18 protein-coding genes are annotated in these 18,095 nt (G+C 72.9%); 5 read left to right on the top strand and 13 right to left on the bottom strand.

Features of this window, described 5'->3' with window-relative positions:
• Positions 1–675, top strand: a 675-nt coding sequence (locus FHG89_RS12200) for a class F sortase (RefSeq protein WP_244295391.1), incomplete at its 5' end; no start/stop codon positions are given.
• Between the two features lie 9 nt (positions 676–684).
• Here the strand turns inward: FHG89_RS12200 and FHG89_RS12195 are convergent.
• From FHG89_RS12195 to FHG89_RS12175, 5 genes are all read right to left on the bottom strand, one after another.
• Complete coding sequence (locus FHG89_RS12195) at positions 685–1,035, bottom strand: DUF2203 domain-containing protein (RefSeq protein WP_139584495.1); 351 nt, start codon at positions 1,033–1,035, stop codon at positions 685–687.
• Between the two features lie 46 nt (positions 1,036–1,081).
• Positions 1,082–1,900: a pyrroline-5-carboxylate reductase gene (gene proC, locus FHG89_RS12190; RefSeq protein ID WP_139584494.1), complete on the bottom strand. Its 819-nt coding sequence runs from the start codon at positions 1,898–1,900 to the stop codon at positions 1,082–1,084.
• A 67-nt stretch (positions 1,901–1,967) separates the two neighbouring features.
• The gene (locus FHG89_RS12185; protein WP_139584498.1) at positions 1,968–2,996 is read right to left on the bottom strand and encodes a 6-phosphofructokinase; all 1,029 of its coding nucleotides are present in this window, start codon (positions 2,994–2,996) and stop codon (positions 1,968–1,970) included.
• Between the two features lie 161 nt (positions 2,997–3,157).
• Complete coding sequence (locus tag FHG89_RS12180; RefSeq protein WP_139584493.1) at positions 3,158–3,661, bottom strand: pyridoxamine 5'-phosphate oxidase family protein; 504 nt, start codon at positions 3,659–3,661, stop codon at positions 3,158–3,160.
• A 77-nt stretch (positions 3,662–3,738) separates the two neighbouring features.
• Entirely contained in the window at positions 3,739–4,236 is a 498-nt protein-coding gene (locus FHG89_RS12175) for a polyadenylate-specific 3'-exoribonuclease AS (protein WP_139584497.1), read from the bottom strand.
• A gap of 261 nt (positions 4,237–4,497) precedes the next feature.
• Between FHG89_RS12175 and FHG89_RS12170 the strand changes: the two genes are divergently transcribed.
• Positions 4,498–5,190, top strand: a complete 693-nt coding sequence (locus FHG89_RS12170; RefSeq protein WP_007463121.1) for a Crp/Fnr family transcriptional regulator — start codon at positions 4,498–4,500, stop codon at positions 5,188–5,190.
• A 76-nt stretch (positions 5,191–5,266) separates the two neighbouring features.
• Here the strand turns inward: FHG89_RS12170 and FHG89_RS12165 are convergent, their stop codons facing one another.
• Positions 5,267–5,464 carry a hypothetical protein gene (locus tag FHG89_RS12165; RefSeq protein ID WP_139584492.1) on the bottom strand — a complete coding sequence of 66 codons (198 nt, stop codon included), beginning with the start codon at positions 5,462–5,464 and terminating at the stop codon, positions 5,267–5,269.
• Between the two features lie 162 nt (positions 5,465–5,626).
• Here FHG89_RS12165 and FHG89_RS12160 point away from each other — a divergent pair, with 162 nt between their 5' ends.
• Positions 5,627–9,151: an adenylate/guanylate cyclase domain-containing protein gene (locus tag FHG89_RS12160; RefSeq protein WP_139584491.1), complete on the top strand. Its 3,525-nt coding sequence runs from the start codon at positions 5,627–5,629 to the stop codon at positions 9,149–9,151.
• A gap of 6 nt (positions 9,152–9,157) precedes the next feature.
• Here FHG89_RS12160 and FHG89_RS12155 read toward each other — a convergent pair whose 3' ends face one another.
• Entirely contained in the window at positions 9,158–9,835 is a 678-nt protein-coding gene (locus FHG89_RS12155) for a lysophospholipid acyltransferase family protein (RefSeq protein WP_139584490.1), read from the bottom strand.
• 426 nt (positions 9,836–10,261) lie between these two features.
• On the opposite strand from FHG89_RS12155, the gene FHG89_RS12150 reads away from it, so the two are divergent.
• Together FHG89_RS12150 and FHG89_RS12145 are read left to right on the top strand one after the other, a co-directional pair.
• The gene (locus FHG89_RS12150) at positions 10,262–11,113 is read left to right on the top strand and encodes a DUF308 domain-containing protein (RefSeq protein ID WP_139584489.1); all 852 of its coding nucleotides are present in this window, start codon (positions 10,262–10,264) and stop codon (positions 11,111–11,113) included.
• A gap of 158 nt (positions 11,114–11,271) precedes the next feature.
• Complete coding sequence (locus FHG89_RS12145; RefSeq protein ID WP_244295390.1) at positions 11,272–12,753, top strand: alpha,alpha-trehalose-phosphate synthase (UDP-forming); 1,482 nt, start codon at positions 11,272–11,274, stop codon at positions 12,751–12,753.
• Positions 12,754–12,772: 19 nt separating this feature from the next.
• Here FHG89_RS12145 and FHG89_RS12140 read toward each other — a convergent pair whose 3' ends face one another.
• The 6 genes from FHG89_RS12140 to FHG89_RS12115 form a co-directional block, all read right to left on the bottom strand.
• On the bottom strand, positions 12,773–13,567 hold the full coding sequence (locus tag FHG89_RS12140) for an alpha/beta hydrolase (protein ID WP_139584496.1): 795 nt from the start codon (positions 13,565–13,567) through the stop codon (positions 12,773–12,775).
• A 70-nt stretch (positions 13,568–13,637) separates the two neighbouring features.
• Positions 13,638–15,032 carry a flavin-containing monooxygenase gene (locus tag FHG89_RS12135; protein ID WP_139584487.1) on the bottom strand — a complete coding sequence of 465 codons (1,395 nt, stop codon included), beginning with the start codon at positions 15,030–15,032 and terminating at the stop codon, positions 13,638–13,640.
• Positions 15,033–15,147: 115 nt separating this feature from the next.
• On the bottom strand, positions 15,148–15,852 hold the full coding sequence (locus tag FHG89_RS12130; protein WP_139584486.1) for an endonuclease/exonuclease/phosphatase family protein: 705 nt from the start codon (positions 15,850–15,852) through the stop codon (positions 15,148–15,150).
• Positions 15,853–15,864: 12 nt separating this feature from the next.
• Entirely contained in the window at positions 15,865–16,812 is a 948-nt protein-coding gene (locus FHG89_RS12125; protein WP_139584485.1) for an ROK family glucokinase, read from the bottom strand.
• A 76-nt stretch (positions 16,813–16,888) separates the two neighbouring features.
• Positions 16,889–17,581: a hypothetical protein gene (locus FHG89_RS12120; protein WP_139584484.1), complete on the bottom strand. Its 693-nt coding sequence runs from the start codon at positions 17,579–17,581 to the stop codon at positions 16,889–16,891.
• A 28-nt stretch (positions 17,582–17,609) separates the two neighbouring features.
• On the bottom strand, positions 17,610–18,065 hold the full coding sequence (locus FHG89_RS12115; RefSeq protein ID WP_139584483.1) for an SRPBCC family protein: 456 nt from the start codon (positions 18,063–18,065) through the stop codon (positions 17,610–17,612).
• Between the last annotated feature and the right edge of the window lie 30 nt (positions 18,066–18,095).

The raw sequence follows: 18,095 nt of genomic DNA, 5'->3' as shown, positions 1-18,095 counted from the left end.
GTTCTGGCGCCGGTGGCGGCGCACCACCTGGTGAGCGCCGGGCCGGGCCTGTCGATCCGGCGGCACCGCGACCGGCGGGTGCCGCTGGCCGCGCTCGTCGCGGCCGGCGCGGCCGTCTGCCTGGCCGCCGGCACCGGGGTCGGGCTGGCCGGCACCGGTCCACCGCCTCCCGGGGCGAGCTGGCACCCCGGCTGCGTCGACGACTGCCCGTCGGTGGCCGCCGCGTCCGCGCCACAGGGTCCACCCACCCGGGTACGCGTGCCGCGCATCGGCGTCGACTCCCCGCTCACCGTGCTGGGCCTGGACCGCGCGGGCGCGCTGGTCCCGCCCGACGACTTCGACACCGCCGGCTGGTACGGCGGTGGACCGGCCCCCGGCGACACCGGTCCGGCCGTGCTCGCCGGGCATCTGGACTCGCGGCGCGGCCCGGCGGTGTTCGCCCGGCTCGGCGAGCTGCGGCCCGGCGACCGGGTGCTGGTGTGGCGCGGCGGGCAGCGGTTGTCGTTCCGGGTGACCGGGTCGCTGCGGACCGGCAAGGACCGTTTCCCCACGGCGGCGGTCTACGGGCCGACGCCCGGCGCGGAGCTGCGCCTGGTCACCTGCGGAGGCGACTTCGACAGGCGACGCGGGCACTACACCGAGAACCTGGTGGTCTTCGCGGTGGCCGAGAGGTGACCAGCCCGGTCAGATCGGGCGGCGGCCGGCGAAGCCGCACTCGGCCCGGTGGTACCAGCGCACGTCGGAGTCGCCCTCCAGCCAGCACCAGAGCACGGCCCGGCCGGCCCGTTCACCGGGGAAGTCGAGCAGCACCGGCGCGATGCCCTTGACCTGGATGTCGTGCTGGTGCAGCTCGTCGACGACGGCGTGCAACCGCGCCTCCAGCCCCTTGACCTCGGCCAGGCCGCCGAGCGCGCTGACGCCGTGATCGGCCAGGTCGACGCGCAACTCGGCGAGGTCGGCGCGGACCCGGATCAGCTCATCGACCCGCGGCTGGAGGGTGGCTACCAGGTGCCGGGCCTGGGCGAGTGTGAACACCGCGCCAGTATGCGGCACGCCCGGCTCCGCGACGTGCCCGCAACGGTCAGTCGGACTGGGCGGCCAACTCCCGGGCGCGGTCCCGGGCAGCCTCCAGCGCGGCGAGCAGCGCCGCCCGGACGCCGTGCTTCTCCAACTCCCGGATCGCGGAGATGGTGGTGCCGGCCGGCGAGGTGACCGCCTCGCGCAACTTGACCGGGTGCTCGCCGGAGTCACGCAGCATCACCGCGGAGCCGATGGCGGTCTGCACGATCAGCTCGTGCGCCACCTGCCGGGGCAGCCCGAGCAGGATCCCCGCGTCGATCATGGCTTCGACCAGCAGGTAGAAGTAGGCCGGGCCGGAACCGGAGAGCGCGGTGACCGCGTCCTGCTGCGACTCGGGCACCCGGATGGTCTGCCCGAGGGGCTTGAACATCTCCTCGGCCAACGCCAGGTGCGCCCCGGTGGCGTACGCGCCGGCGGAGATCGCGGTCATCGCCTCGTCGACAAGCGCGGGAGTGTTGGTCATGACCCGGACCACCGGGGTGCCCTCGGGCAGCCGGCGGTTGAAGAAGCTGGTGGGCAGCCCGGCGCAGAGGGAGATGACGAGTTTGTCGGCCGGCACCTTGGGGCCGATCTCGTCAAGCAGCGCGGCGGCGTCCTGCGGTTTCACCGACACCGCGAGCACAGCCGCCTCGTCGACGGCGGTCAGGTTGTCGACCACCCGTACGCCGTAGCGGGCGGTCAGCTCCTCGGCCCGCGCCGGCCGGCGGGCGGTGGCCAGCAGCCGGTCCACCGGCCATCCCGAGCGCAGCAGCCCGGAGAGCATCAACTCGCCGATCTTGCCCGCGCCGATCACCGCGACCGTGTGCACCCCGGGTGACATCTGGGCCGTACCCCCTCGCGTCGGGTCGCGGCGGACCCGCAGGCCCGCCGCGCCGCCCTACCGTCGATCAGCTGCCGAAGAAGACCTCTGCCTCGGCGTACCGCTCCAGCGGCACGGTCTTCAGCTCGCGGGTGGCCTCGGCGAGGGGCACCCGGACGATGTCGGTGCTCTGCATCGCGACCATCTTGCCCCAGTCGCCGTCGTTGACCGCGTCGATGGCCTGCAGGCCCAGGCGGGTGGCGAGCACCCGGTCGAAGGCGGTCGGGGTGCCGCCGCGCTGGATGTGACCCAGCACCACGGTGCGGGCCTCCTTGCCGGTCTTGGCCTCCAACTGCTCGGCCAGCCACTGGCCGATGCCGCCGAGGCGGACGTGGCCGAACGAGTCGAGCTCCTGGTTGGCGAGCACCATTTGGCCGTCCAGCGGCTGGGCGCCCTCGGCGACCACGACGATCGGGGCGTACTGGTGCTGGAAGCGCTTCTCGACGTAGCCGGCCACCTGGTCGACGTCGAACTGCCGCTCCGGCAGCAGGATGACGTTGGCGCCACCGGCCAGGCCGGCGTGCAGGGCGATCCAGCCGGCGTGCCGGCCCATCACCTCGACGACCAGGGTGCGGTGGTGGCTCTCCGCGGTGGTGTGCAGCCGGTCGATGGCCTCCATCGCGATGTTGACCGCGGTGTCGAAGCCGAAGGTGTAGTCGGTGGCGCCCAGGTCGTTGTCGATCGTCTTCGGCACGCCGACCACGTGCACGCCCAGCTCGTAGAGCTTGGTGGCGACGCCGAGGGTGTCCTCGCCGCCGATCGCGATCAGCGCGTCCACGCCCTGCTCGGCGAGGTTGTCCTTGATCCGCTCGACGCCGTTCTCGATCTTGAACGGGTTGGTGCGGGACGAGCCGAGGATCGTGCCGCCGCGGGGCAGGATGCCCCGGACGTCCGCGATGTCCAGCGGACGGGACAGACCCTCGAGCGGGCCCTTCCAACCGTCCCGGAAGCCCACGAACTCGTGACCGTAGGTGGCGACGCCCTTGCGGACCACCGCCCGGATGACCGCGTTGAGACCTGGGCAGTCGCCGCCGCCGGTGAGCACGCCGATACGCATGATCCGCTCATCCTCCTGAAGCATCAGGGTAAAGCCCGATTTGCCCCAGGATATGTGTCAGGTCAGACCATCGGCGCCGTTGCCGGCCCGGGGCGGGCCGTCACTGCGCACTGTAGTCGGCCTGCCTGTGCGATGACAGCGCGCCCCGGGACGGCGGCGGGTCAGTAGCTCACCTCGTGGTTCTCGCCGACCTCCGGCGGCTGACCGGTGACGGCGGCCTTGGCGAACCCCAGGAGGTTGACGACGCTGCTGCTCGGCGAGTCCCAGTACTCGGCGGAGCTGGCGTGCACCTTGAGCAACGTCAGGCCGGGGGTGTCCAGCCCGTCCGGGAACCACGTCATGAGCAGCGGGTTCCACATCCGCTCGGCGCGGGCCCTGTCGAACTCGTCGCTGGCGGTCCCCGAGACCGACACCCAGACGTTGTGCCGCTGGTCCGAGAACGAGACGTTGACCTCCGGGTTCACCCGGATCTGGCGGACCTTCGCCGAGTCGGCGGAGGCGAAGAACCAGAGGTCCCCGTCGAAGTCGGCCTCCTGAAGCCCCATCGGCCGGCTCACCTGCCGCCCGTCCAGGGCGATAGTGGTGAGCATGCAGATCCGCGCGTCCCGGACCAACTCGGTGACCCGGGCGCGGGCCTCGGTGGCGTTGGTCGGCTCCTTGCTCATGGCAGTCTCCCTCGGCTCGACTGGTCGAACCGATGCCCGGGACAGAACCGGTCAAACCTGCAAAGGTACGACGACTGTCAGCGGGACGTCATCGCCCGCCAGCGGGCCAGGTTGTGCCGGGCGTCGACCAGGGCGTCGTGCCGGGCCGCGTCGGCGTCCGGCAGGGTCGGCCGGCCACGGTCGTCCCAGAGCTGGCGCAGCTCCTTGGTGAACCGGGGGATCTCCCGGGGCAGCGCCGGCATCGCGCCCCAGAGCTGGGCGAGCACCACGTGGTCGTACGCGGCGTACCAGGCCCACAACTCCAACTGCTCCCCCGGCCGGTCCCGGATCGGCTCCATGAGGAAGTCGTACAGGTCGTCGCGGATGCGCTCGCGCGAACGCCAGGCCCGGTCGGCCGGCGAGGGCAGCTTGTCCAGCACGTTGCGCCGCACCCAGGGCACGGCACGGGAATCGTCGTACTCGGTGGAGACCGCGTAGAACTCGCGGCCGTACTCGTCGACGACACCAATCGACACGAGGTCGATGAGCCGGCCGTCCTCGATGAACTCGCAGTCGTAGAAGTAGCGGTAGACCATTCCGGCCATCCTCGCCCACCGCCTCGCGGCGGTGCCCGGCGGGGCCCACCGCCAGTCCGCCGGAGGCCGGCGACGAGAGGGTACGCCGCAGCTGGCGACGGTCACGGAAGTGCTTTGAGGGGTGTACAGCAAGCGACCGGACCGTCATGATCTGATGTGTACCGCTACCGGACGCCGAACCGGTGTCAGTTCACCTCGTCAGGGCCATCAGGTTCGCCCGGTGAGCGAGTTTGTGGTCCATGACCGGGGAGGGGTTGGACCGTGGAGATGCGCCTGCCGGAGCCGGGTGACGCGCTCACGGGTGTCGAGATGTTCGCCGGGTTGGAGCCCGAGGTGCGGCAGCGCGTCATCGCCGCCGCCGTTCCGCGCACCTACCGCAAGGGGCAACTGCTCTTCGTCGAGAACGATCCGGGCGAGTCGCTTATCGTTCTGCGCCGCGGCGCGGTCGCCGTCTTCCGTACCGCGCCGACCGGCGAACGGGCCGTGCTGTCGGTTATCCGTCCGCCCGACGTGCTCGGCGAGGTCTCCCTGCTCGACGCGTCCACCCGGTCCGCCTCGGCCGAGGCCATCGAGGACTGCGCGGCGCTCGCGCTCTCCCGGGGGGCGTTCATGGAGCTGGTGCACTCCAACCCCCGCATCCTGGACGCGGTGATGCGCTCGCTGGGCGGCCTGATCCGCCGGCTCACCGAGCAGAACGCCGACCACGTCTTCCTCGACCTGCCCGGCCGGGTGGCCAAGACGCTGGTCCGGTTGGCCGGCGAGAGCCAGGCCCCGATGATCACGATCGAGCTCAACCAGAGTCAGCTGGCCGAGATGGCCGGCGGCTCCCGGCAGAGCGTCAACCAGGCGATCGGGTCGTTCGCCAGCCGTGGCTGGCTGCGCACCGAGGGCCGTCGGATCGTGGTGACCGACGTGGCCGCGCTGCGCCGACGCGCCGGCATGAACGACCGCTGATCCACAGGTACGCGCACGACGCGGCCGGGCCCCCGTGGGCGACCCGGCCGCGTCGTGCGCGTCACTGAACGTTGGATCAGACCCCGGAGCTGCCCGGGCCGGCCCACTTGTCCGGGCCCTTGCCGTCGCCGCCCGGGCCGTGGGACTGCTCGCTGACGATGCCCTCGGCCTGGAGCGTGGCGAGCGTGGCGGCGTCGACGTCCACCGACTCGCCCGCGGAGTGGCTGACCCCGTTGCCGTCGGTCCAGTCGCTCTCCAACTTGACGTACACCATTGACCTGTCCCCCTCTGGTCGCTGATCGACATGTGGCTGACTGAATGTAGTCCGCATCCGCCCCGGTGGACTGTCCACAAGCCAACAGGCCGGTACCTGACAGGTTCGCCGGCGGCGATACTCCTACCAGGCGACGCCGGTGGGCGTCGACCAGTTCCGCCAGTGGAGGGTGTCATCGCCGCGCAGTGTGAGCGCTGTGGACGGACGGCCGCCGACGGCGACCGCTTCTGCGGTGGCTGCGGCGCCGAGCTGGGTGCGGTCTGCCCGCACTGTCTGCGTCCGCTCGCCTCCGACGTCACGTTCTGCACCTCGTGCGGGTCGCCCCGGCCGGGCGCGGACCGGCCCGCCGCGGTCACCCCGCAGGAGGACCGCCGCCGCGTCAGCGTCCTGTTCGTCGACCTGATCGACTTCACGCCGTACGTCGAGCGGGCCGACCCGGAGCAGGTCCGTGGCATGCAGACCGGGTTCTTCTCCACCGCACGACGGGTCGTCGGCCAGTACGGCGGGGTGGTGGAGAAGTACATCGGCGACGCGGTGATGGCGCTCTTCGGCGCGCCGATCGCCACCGAGACGGACGCGCTGCGCTGCGTACGGGCCGGGCTGGAGCTGCAACGGGTGCTCACCCGGTTCGCGCCGACCGGCAGCACCGAGCTGCGGTTCCGGGTGGGGGTGGCCACCGGCGAGGCGCTCGTCGACGTGGCCGCCGCCCGCGACGGCGGGCAGGCGATCGTGGCCGGGGACGTGGTGAACACCGCCTCCCGGATGCAGTCCGTCGCGCCGCCGGGCGGGGTGCTGGTGTGCGGCACCACGCACGCGTTGACCAAGGACGCGATCCGGTACGAGGAGCAGCCGCCGGTCACCCTGCGCGGCAGGTCCTCGCCGACCGAGGTGTGGCTCGCCCTGTCCCCGCTGCGGCGTCAGCCCACCGACCGGGAACCGGACACCACGCCGCTGGTCGACCGGGAACACGAGCTGGGCATGCTTGTCAACGCCCTGCACCGGTCTCTGCGGGACCGGCTGCCGCAGGTGGTGACGATCTTCGGTCGGGCCGGCATCGGCAAGAGCCGTCTGCTGCGCGAGTTGTACCGGCACACGGGCCGCCTCGTCGACGAGCCGTTGACCTGGCGCATCGGGCGCTGCCCGCCGTTCGGGGAGAACGTCACGTACGCCGCGCTGGCCGACATCGTGAAGTCCGAGGCCGGCATCCTGGACACCGACCCGGCCACCAGCGCGGCGCAGCGGCTGGCCGCCGCCGTCGGTGAGCTGATCGGCGCGGGCGAACGGGACCGGGTGGTCGACGCGCTGCGCCCGCTGGTCGGGTTGCCCGGCACGCCGCTGCCGGCCGAGGAGGCGGAGTCGGCGTGGCGGCGTTTCCTGCTGGCCCTGGCCGCCCGCCGCCCCACCGTGCTGGTCTTCGAGGACCTGCACTGGGCCGACGACGCCATGCTGCGTTTCGTGGAGCTGCTCGGGTCGGCGGCCCGCGAGGTGCCGTTGCTGCTGCTGTGCACCGCCCGTCCGGAGTTGGTCGACCGCGACCCGAGCTGGGCCGGCACCATCACCGGCTCGGTGACGATCACCCTGCCGCCGCTGCGGGACACCGGGATCGCCGCGCTGTACGCGCACCTGTTCGGCCAGGCGGCGTTCTCCGCCGACATGTTGAGCCCGCTCATCGAGGTGGCCGGCGGCAACCCGCTCTACGCCCACGAGTACGTCCGGATGCTCATCGAGCAGGGCGCGCTGCGCCAGTCCGGGCGGGGCTGGTCACTGGACAAGCATCTCGAACTGACCATGCCGGAGAGCGTGCACGCGGTGATCGCCAACCGGGTGGACCTGCTCGACGCGAAGGACCGGGCGGTGCTGCTGGCCGCCTCGGTGGTCGGGGTGCAGTTCTGGCCCGGCGCGGTGGCCGCCGCCCTCGGCCAGCAGGTCGAGTCGGTCGAGCGCTCGCTGCGCCGGCTGGAGCAGCGCGACTTCGTGCACGAGCAGGCCGCCTCGACGATGGCCGGGCAGGCGGAGTTCCGGTTCCGGCACGTGCTGGTGCGCGACGTCTGCTATCAGCGGCTGCCGCGTACCGAGCGGGTGGCCCGGCACGAACGGGCCGCGGACTGGCTCGACGCGTTGTCGCACAGCCGGGACACCGACCTGGCCGAGGTGCTCGCGCACCACCGCTGGGCGGCGCACGAGATCGCCCGCTCCCTCGGCATGGAGGTCCGCCGGTACGCCGCGCCGGCCCGGCAGGCGCTGCACCGCGCGGCCCGCCGGGCGTACGCCCTGCACGGGCTGGACGCGGCGGCCGCCCACGCGGGCCGGGCGCTCGGCCTGGCCGACGACAGCGACCCGGTCGGCCGGCTCCAACTGGAGCTGCTGAGCACCGAGATCTCGTTCTACCGCGACGGCAACGCGTTCCTCTCCGGCGGCGGGCCGGAGCAGGTGCACGCGCTGGCCGGGCGGCTGTCGGCGCACGGCGACGACGCGTGCGCGGCCCGGGCGTGGACGCTGCTCGGCCAGGCCGCCTGGCTGCGCGCCGACCGGGCCGACGCCCTGGTTTGCCTGGACCGTGCCGTGCAGCTGTTCGAGTCGCTGCCGGACACCCCGCAGAAGGCGGACGCATACGCGGAGCTGGGCCGGCTGCACATGCTCAACTACGAGCGGGACGCGGCCGTCGCGGCGGCCGAGATCGCCGCGGAGATCGCCGAGCGGCTGGGCCTGACCGAGACCCGCACCAACGCGCGGATCACCGCCGCGACCGCCCGCTACCAGGCCGGGGACCGGGTCGGCCTGGACGAGTTGCACGCGATAGTGGAGTTCAGCCGGGCCGGTCAGTTGCTGGCGCTGCCCCGCGCCACCCAGAACCTCGCCTGGGCGATCCGGGAGGAGGGCGACTGGCTGCGCTCGGACGCTCTGCTCTCGGCCGCGCCGGCGCGGACGGCCAGCGGCCAGACGTTGACCACCAGCTACTCGGCGGAGGCGATGCGCGCCTGGTTCGAGGGCGACTTCGGTCGGCTGCTCACCGCCGCGGAGGCGTTCGTGGACACGCCGACCGGCAGTTGGGACATGCAGGTGCGGGGTCTGCGCTGCTGCCTGCTGGTGCTGCGCGACGACGAGGACCCGGACGACCTGGGCGACGCCCTGGACACCGCGCGGCGCAGCGGGTTCCACCGGCTGCGCTGGACGATGGTGGGCATGGCCGCGCTGTGCCGGGCGTTGCAGGGTCGCGCCGACGAGGCGGCGGAGCTGATCGACGAGTTGGACCGGTCCTGGTCGGCGGTGCCGGCCCTGGCCAGCGGGGAGTGGATCGCGGCAGCCGCGTACGCCGCCGCACTGGCCGGCCGGGACACGGCCGTGCGGGTCCGGGCGATGCTGGGCCGGGTCGGGCATCGCACGCCCTGGTCGGAGGCGGCGCTGCGGACCGTGACGGCCGCGCTGGCGGCGGCCGACGGCGACCACCGGCGGGCGGCCGAGCTGCACCTGGCCGCCGCCGAGACGTACGGGCGGATCCCCGACGTCAGTGACCGGCTACTGGCGCTGGCGCTGGCGGCGTCGGAGCTGACCCGTGCCGGTGACCCGGCGGCGGCCCGGGCGCCCCGCGCCGAGGTCCGCACCTTCGCGCTGCGCAACGACGCTCCCGGCCTGCTGGCGCTCGCGGGCCGGCCGATCAGCCCGGCCGGGCCGGCCGTGGCCTGTTGACCCGGCTCAGGCGGCCACCAGTTTGAGCTTCTGCGCGTAGACGTCGACGTACTCGCGGCCGGAGAGTTCCATCAACTCGTACATGCTCTCGTCGGTGACCGCCCGTTCGACGAACCGGTCGCCGGCCATCCCCGCGTAGCGGGAGAAGTCCAGCGGCGCGCCGAAGCGGATCCGCACCCGGTCGATCCTGGGGATGAGCTTGCCGGGCGGCTGGATCTCGTCGGCGTTGAGCATCGCCACCGGCACCACCACGGCGCCGCTCTCCAGGGCGAGCCGGGCCACCCCGGTCTTGCCCCGGTAGAGCCGCCCGTCCGGGGATCGGGTGCCCTCGGGGTAGATGCCGGCCACTCCCCCGGCGCGCAACACCTGCAGCTGGGTGTCGAGCGCGGCGCGGGCGGCCCGACCGCCGGAGCGGTCCACCGGAATGGTGCCGGTGCCCACGAAGAACATCCTGGTGAGCCAGCCCTTGATGCCCTTGCCGGTGAAGTACTCGGCCTTGGCCACGAAGGTGACCCTCCGCGAAATGATCAACGGCGTGAAGATCGAGTCGGAGAAGGAGAGGTGGTTGCTGGCCAGGATCACCGGGCCGGTCGTGGGCACGTGGTGCAGGCCCTCCACCTGCGGGCGGAAGATCAGCTTGAGCAGCGGACCGAGGAGAACGTACTTCAGCAGCCAGTAGAGCACCGGCGTCCCTTCCCGTGGTGTGCCCCGCGACAGCGCCGTGCCCGGGAGCGCCGCCGTCGCCGACGAGCCTACGAAGCGAGCGCTCTCACCACAACGGACGGACGCTCACCACTACCGGCGGCGACCGCGGCCAGGAGGCGGCGAGAACGGACACCGTGATCAGGACCAGTGGGCCCGCCGCGAATCCCCCCATCTCGACCCCTGGCGGACCCGGCACCAAACGATCATCGAGATCGCACGTGTCGCGCAAGAACGGACATCGGAGCACCGCCGCGACCTGCGACGGCGGCCGTGACTTTGGAAGACGCGACACAACGCACTCCCGGAACCGACCCCCGACGTGTCACGATTCAGAGCACGGCGTGCGTACGGGCGTCGAGGGGGCAGGGTGGCCGCGCCGGAAGGCGTGTTGAGGAGGATGTCCGGGTGTCAGCGGGTGGGGCCCGCCGGGGACGGCGGGACAACGGGCTCGACGCGAGCGAGTACGCCGTCGTCGGCGACGTCGATCCGCGCGTCGGTGAGCACCTGCTTGACGTGCTGGCCGCCGGAGGCATCGCCGCGTACCTGCAACCCTCGGCCGATCTCAACCCGATCACCCGCACCACCACCGTTCCGGCCCGTCCGGTCGACCGGCTGTACGTCGACCGTTCGCACCTGACCACCGCCCGGGACTATCTGACCCAGCTCGCCGACGAGACGTCCCCGGAGCAGCCCCCGGCGCGTGACGAACCGGACATCGACGCCGAGTGGGCACGGATCGTGGCCGGTTTCCACACCACGTCGACAGTCGGTGAACACCCGTGGCCGGCCTCGGAGAACGTGGACGAGCCGGACACGCGGGACGAGCCGGCGGCCGGCCCCCTGGCCCGTTCCGGCGTCGACGAGGCCGGTCCTACGGCCACCGACGTCCGCCGGCTGCCGTCCGCCACCGACATCTCCGGCATCTCGGTCGGGCGGGGCACCCGTCCGGACGAGCCGTCGCTGCTCGACGGGCTGGACACGTTCGGCGCCGACCTGCCCGACGACGAAGACGATGAGGGTTACCACCCGCCGCCCCCGCCGCCGCTGCCCCGGATCTCCAAGTACGCGGTGGTGGGCATCCTCGCGGTCGTCGTCGGGTTCGTGCTCTTCCTCTTCCCGTCGCTGGTCCCGGTGGACCGCTCGGCGGTCACCCTGTTCGGGTTCACCGGCATCCTGGCCGGTTTCGTCACGCTGATCTGGCGGCTGCGCCCCGGCGACGAGGACGAGGACGACCCGGACAACGGCGCCGTCGTCTGACCTCCGGCCCGCATCGCGGGACGACGCCGCCCCGCCCGGGGTGTAACAGTGGTGTAACTTACTGTCAGTAGGAATACCGCTGTACGTCACTTCCCCCGCTGACTGACCGGTTTCCCCTGCTCGTGGCGGTCAGTCCTCTGCTGATCGGAATGCCCGAGATGCGACAGAGTTCCCTCGTGGTGGTGGCCAACCGCCTCCCCATCGACGACAACCAGGCACCCGACGGGGCCTGCGAGTGGCGACGCAGCCCAGGGGGCCTGGTCAGCGCGCTGCACCCACTGCTGAAGCACACCCCGGCGACCTGGGTCGGCTGGGCCGGCGGCACCGGGCCGGCCCCCACCCTGCCCGACGTGGACGGCGTCCGCATGCACGCCGTCGCGCTCAGCCAGGACGACCTCCGCGACCACTACGAGGGATTCGCCAACGCCACCCTCTGGCCCCTCTACCACGACGCCGTCGAACAACCGCAGCACCACCGCCGGTGGTGGGAGGCGTACCAGCGGGTCAACCAGCGCTTCGCCGAGGCGACCGCCGAGGTGGCCGAGCAGGGCGCGGTCGTCTGGGTGCAGGACTACCACCTGCACCTGGTCCCCGGCCAGTTGCGGGCGCTCCGGCCGGATCTGCGCATCGGGTTCTTCCTGCACGTGCCGTTCCCACCGCCGGAGCTGTTCATGCAGCTGCCCCGGCGCGCCGAACTGCTACGTGGGATGCTCGGCGCCGACCTGGTCGGCTTCCAGCGGATCCAGGCGGCGCACAACTTCGCCCAGCTCGTGACGAGGGTCCTGGAGCTGCCGGCCACCGACCGGCGGATCGGCATCGACGACCGGGTGGTGCGCATCGGCGCGTTCCCGGTCTCCATCGACACCGCCGAGATGGCCGCGCTCGCCTCCCGCCCCGCCGTCGCCGCCCGGGCCCGCCGACTCCGCCAGGACCTCGGCGATCCCCGACAGGTCATCCTCAGCGTCGACCGGATGGACTACACCAAGGGCATCGAGCAGCGACTCAAGGCGTACAGCGAGCTGCTGGCCAGCGGCGACGTCAAGGTCCGCGACACCGTGCTCGTGCAGGTCGCCATGCCGAGCCGGGAACGCGTCGGCCAGTACCAGATCCTGCGCGAACGGATCGAGCGTGAGGTCGGCCGGATCAACGGCGAGTTCGGCCGGGTCGGCGAACCGGCCATCCACTACCTCACCCAGCCCTTCGACCGGGCCGAGCTGGCCGCGCTCTACCGGGTCGCCGACGTGATGGCGGTGACCCCGCTGCGCGACGGGATGAACCTGGTCGCCAAGGAGTACGTCGCCGCCCGGGTGGACGACGACGGCGCGCTGCTGCTCAGCGAGTTCGCCGGCACTGCCGCGGAACTGTCCCAGGCGTACCTGGTCAACCCGCACGACCTGGAGGGGCTCAAGCAGGGCCTGCGCGCGGCGCTGCGGGCCAGCCCGGCCGACGTCACCGAACGGATGCGGGCGATGCGCGCCCACCTGCACGAGCACGACATCCGGGCCTGGGCGCGCTCCTACCTCAGCGCCCTGGACGAGACCGGCGCCCTGGTCAGCCTCCTGACCAGCACCGACGACGCGGTCCGGGTGCCCCGCCCGGCGACCCGGGCCACCCCGGCCGCGCACCACAGCGGCGGCTGACCGGCCATCGGCCGCCAGCTCAGTGCGCGGCGGGTTCCTTCTCCAACCAGTCCAGGATCGCGTCGATCGGCTCCACCCACCGCGCGTCCAGCATCAGGTCGTGCCCCATGCCGGGGAAGAGCAGCGGCGCCGAACCGTACCGGCGGGCCACCCGGGTCAACGTCGACGACGGCACCACCCGGTCGTCCGGGCTGCCCATCACCAGCACCGGCGGCGCGCCCACGGCCGGTTCGGCCGCCGGCTCGCCCAGCAGGGCCCACTGCGCCCGCCGGCCGGCCCGACCGAGCCGACCGACATACCGCCGGGCCTCCTCGTCGGGCAGCTCCCGGCTGAACAACTGCCCCCGGTTGAGGCGCAGCGGCCCACCGAACACCGCCGGCAGCGTCCCGGCCGGGTTGCGGCGCAGCGCCGCCCCCAGCACCCCCCAGCCGCCGAAGACCGGTGCCACCAGCACCGCGCCCCGCGCCGGGTAACGCGCCAACGCGTGCGCCACGACCAGCGCCCCGGCGCCGTGCCCCACCAGCACCGCCTGACGCGGCAGGCCCGCCGCCACCTGGACCACATCGTGGGCGTACGCCCGCAACGTCGCCTCCGGCGCCGGCTCGCTGGCGCCGTGCCCGCGCAGACTCATCGCGAACGCCGGGAACCCCCGCGACGCCGCGTGCCCCAACCAGTGCTCGGCGAACGCCCACGCGCCGTGACCGAAACCGGGGACGAAGAGCAGCGGCGGCCGCCCCTCCTCCACCTCGGGTACGGCGCTGAGCACCTCACGCCGCGCCGGTCGGACCGGTCGGGCCCACTCCCGACCCCGCATGATCCGCAGCTCGCTCACTTGTGCCACCTTCTGTTCGCGACTGCGGGGCTCGCAAGCTCACTCCTCGCGCTCACTTGGCCTCCAGATCAAGCAGGGCGCGCTGGACAGCGCGCAGATAGTCGGCGTGGCCGACCTCGAACCAGTGCCGGCTGCTCTCCTTGACCTGACCGGAGTACCGCTCGCCGGCCCGCTCCCGCACCCGCTGCGCGAACGCCGCGGCACGCTCCGGGCGATCCCGGCGGGCCTGCAACACCCGCGCGAAGAGCACCGTCTGCCAGTGCGCCAGGGTGAACATCCCGGAGTCCGGCTGCAACAGACCGGCCACCGCCAACGTCGGATGGCCCGGGGTGAACGCGTTGAGCCACAGCGTGGGCCGGCCCGCGCCGGCGCTGTCGGCGAACACCGACGCGCCGAGGAACTCGAACCGCGGCAGGTAACCGGTGGCGAAGATGACCACCTCGGGGTCGATCTCACGGCCGTCGGTCAGCTCCACCGCGTACGGATGGAACCGGGCGACGTCCGGGACCGGGCCGATGGCGCCGTGGCCCACGTAGTAGACGAGCTGGCTGTTCGCGATGGGGTGCGTCTCGTACACCCGGTGGTCGGGCTTGGGCAGGCCGAAGCGGGTCAGGTCACCGACGGTCAGGCGCAGCGTCCAGTGGTAGAGCCACTGCCGCACCCGCAACGGCACCCGCAGCGCCAGCAGCGCGTCGTTTACCTGGTCGGCCGGGCGGCCGAACACGTACTTCGGGGCGTACCAGTAGCCGCGCCGGCTGGAGTGCCAGCAGCGCGACGCCTGCTGGGCGGCCTCGACGGCGATGTCGCAGCCGGTGTTGCCGGCGCCGACCACCAGCACCCGCTTGCCGCGCAGCTGCGCCGGGTCCTTGTAGGACGACGCGTGCATGATCTCGCCACGGAACTCTTCGAGGCCCTCGTAGCGCGGCAGCTTCGGCGACCAGTTGTGGCCGTTGGCGATCAGCACGGCGGCGTACCGGGACGTGCGCTCCGGACCGTACCCGCCGGTGGAGCGGGTCGTCACGTCCCAGCGGTCCCCCTCGGCGGGCTCGACCCGGACCACCTCGGTGCCGAACCAGATGTGCGATCGCAGGTCGAAGTGGTCGGCGTACCGCTCGAAGTAGGAGAGCAGCTGGCTGTGGTGCGGGTAGTCCGGCCACGAGTCCGGCATCGGGAAGTCGGGGAACTGGGTGAACGGCTTCGACGACAGCAGGTGGGTGCTGGCGTACACCGGGCTGCGGTCGTGGCGCCAGTTCCAGGCGCCGCCGACGCCGGTCTCCCGCTCGTAGCAGTCCACGCCGAACCCGTGCTCGCGCAGATTCTTGATGGCCGTCAGGCCGCTGGCCCCGGCCCCGATGACGCAGACCGTGTCGCCCCGGTCGGAGACCGGGGCGGCGTCGCGGCCCTGCGCGGACGGGTCGGGCCGGCCGTGGTCGGTGGAGGTGGACACCGGGACATCTCCTTTTGTGCGGCACGCGTGCCGGTCGCCGCGAAATCCTCTCCACATCGGAGCCGGATGTCCAGCGCCGGCGCGGACCGGTCGGCGGGTCCCGGGCCGGTGGGGGTCAGCCGGTGGTGGGCAGCAGCAGGTCGACCAGGACCGGGAAGTGGTCGCTGGCCCGCCGGGTCTGCGGAGTGTCCACCACGTCGTAGTCGACCACGGTGATCCGCGGGTCGACGAAGAGCGCGTCGATGCGCCGACGCGGGTCGGCGCAGGAGTAGGTGAGCCGGTCCGCCGCGTCGGCCGCCACCGCGGCGTCGGTCAGCCCGCGCGCCACGGTGGCCCACGCCGGACCGTCCGGACCCTCGTTGAGGTCCGCGCCGACCAGCACCGGACCGGTCGCCGCGTCCAGCCCGCGCTTGAGCTCGGCGGCCTGCGCCTGACGCTCCGCCGGGTCGGTGGACAGGTGCGAGCCGGCGAGGGTGAACCGGGCGCCCGCGACCCGGCAGTCGGCGTACGCGGCGCCGCGCAGGTGCCGACCGGGGGTCAACGGGAACCGCTGGCAGCGGGTGCCTACCACCTGGACGCGCAGGCTGGTCAGCAGCAGGTTGCCCAACGCGGGCAGCCCACCGGCGGCCACCACCAGGCCGAACGACTCGGCAAGCGTGGCGGACTTCTGCCGCCACCGGAACCGGCGCGGCCCCTCCTGCACGATCACCACGTCCGGCCGCGCGGCCCGGACCACAGCCGCCAGCGCGGCCGTGTCGTCGCGCTGGCTGTGGATGTTGTACGACACCACACGCAGCGGTACGCCGCCAGCCTCGCCCATCGGTGCCCCGCCTCAGATCCGGCGGGCCAGGTCGGCGGCGCCGATCACCCCGGCGCTGTTACCCAGCTCGGCGGGGAGCACCTCGGCCACCGGCAGGCGGCCGCGCTGCGCCAGCGCGTCGAGGTACGAGCGGCGGGTCGGGCCGAGCAGCAGGTCACCGGCCTCGACCACACCGCCGCCTACCACCAGGGTCTGCGGGTCGAGGATCTGCGCCATGTCGGCGAGGCTGGTGCCCAACCACCGGCCGATCTGCGCGAACGCCTCGGCGGAGACCGGGTCGCCACCCTGCGCGGCGGCGGTCACCATGTGACCGGTGATCGCCTCGGCCTCGCCACCGGCCAACTCCAGCAGCGCGCTCGCCCGGTTCGGTTCCTGTCGGGCGCCGGCGCGGGCGAAACGGACCAGGGCACTGCCGCTTGCGTACTGCTCGATGCAGCCCAGCCGTCCGCAGCCGCACTGGTGCCCGTCCGGCACGGCCAGCATGTGGCCCAGTTCCGCGGCCACGCCGTGCGCGCCGCGCATCAGCTCGCCGCCGAGGACGATGCCGCCGCCGACGCCGGTGCCGATGGTGAACATGATCATGGAGTCGTCGGCGTCCCGGGCCGCGCCGTAGCGGAACTCCGCCCAGGCGGCGACGTTTGCGTCGTTCTCGACGATGACCGGCAGACCCACCGCGGCGCTGACGTACTCGCGCAGCGGCTCGTCCCGCCAGGCGAGGTTCGGGGCGAAGAGCACGGTGGAGCGGGTGGCGTCGATCCAGCCGGCCGCGCCGATCCCGACGGCCTCGATCGTCCGCCCGGCAGCGAGCTCGCCGACCAGCTCGATGATGACGTCGCGGGTCTTGCCGACGTCATCGGCGGGAGTGTCCCGTCGGGTCTGCACGAGGACCGTGCCGGTGTCGTCCACGACACCGCCGGCCACCTTCGTGCCACCGACGTCGACTCCGATGGTCAGCGTCACCGCTGCCGCCCCCCTCTGCTGTGCTGTCCGACCCGCGCGCCGACGGAACGTCGGTCCGGGTCGGGATGTCCCGCGGTCAGGCCTCGTCGCCCGGTGCGTCCGCGCCGGCGTCGTCGGGCACCCGCGACGCGGGCACCACGGGTCGGTTGGTCGGCGCCGGTGCGGCCACCGCCCCGGCGTCGTCGACGGGTGGTGCGGTGGGCGGGGCGAGTGGGTCCGCCGTCCGGGTGGCGGCCGACCAGACATCCCGCTCCGGCGCCGGCTGAGAATCATGCCCGGTGCGGGTGGCATCGCGCCACACGTGATCGTCGGCGGCGTCGGACAGCCGGTCGGTCGGCTCGGGTCGCAGGGCCGCGCCGTCGCTGGTCGGGGCGGGTGCCGGCCGGGTCGGCGCGGCGGAGTCGGAGGTGTTCGCCGGCGGCGGCTCCGGCGGGGAGAACGCGCGCAGCAGGCTGGCCACACCTGCCGCGAGGTCACCGGCGCCGGTGGCGAGCCGTTCGGCGAATTCCGGACTCGGGTCACGCAACGCGGCGATTCCCCGACAGACCGGACAGACGCAGCACTCCGCCGAACCGGTGGCGAAACCTCCGGGCCCGCCGGGGCGGTCGCCGGAGGTGCCACTGTGACCGAGGACACCTGCCAGCAGGCCACCGAGCGGGCCGGACGCACCCCCCGCCGACCCGGCGGCGGCCAGTCGCGCCCCCGCGAGCAGGGTGGCGACCAGCCGCTCCGCCTCTTGCCGGGCCGAACCCGGATCCGTGCCGCTCAACCTCGGCTCCTCCGCCCTGCCGGACGCGTCACTGCGCCGCACCGGATGCTTCTACCCGGCGCTTGAGCTGCTTCAACGCGGTGTCCATGATCATTTTTTCGGCCTTGCGCCGGAACATGCCGAGCATGCCCACGGACAGCTCGACCTCAAGGGTGTAGGTCACCGTGGTGCTTCCGTCCGGGTTACCCACCAGGTCGTACGAACCGCGCTGACTCTTCTGCATCTTCGACGGCGCGACCAGGTGCCACTCGATCCGGGACAGGTCCTCGGCGTACTCGTAGGCCAGGACGTACTCGTCGGCCATCACCCCGGCGTCGATGGTGAACCGCACCTGGCTGGCGTAGCCGTCCTCGTACTCCTCGACGACCTCGACCCGGCGCACCGCCTCGGTCCACTCCGGGTAGCGCGGGAAGTCGCAGATGACCGCCGCCACCAGGTCCGGTGACGCGCCGATGATGATCGACTGGGTGGAGGAGTCCGCCATGGGGGGAGGCTACCCGGCGGGTGCCGCCCC

This window comes from Micromonospora orduensis (assembly GCF_006228125.1).
In the GTDB taxonomy this organism is placed as follows: domain Bacteria; phylum Actinomycetota; class Actinomycetes; order Mycobacteriales; family Micromonosporaceae; genus Micromonospora; species Micromonospora orduensis.
Note: the sequence above shows the minus strand (reverse complement) of the source record. Positions and strands in the feature narration are given on the sequence as shown.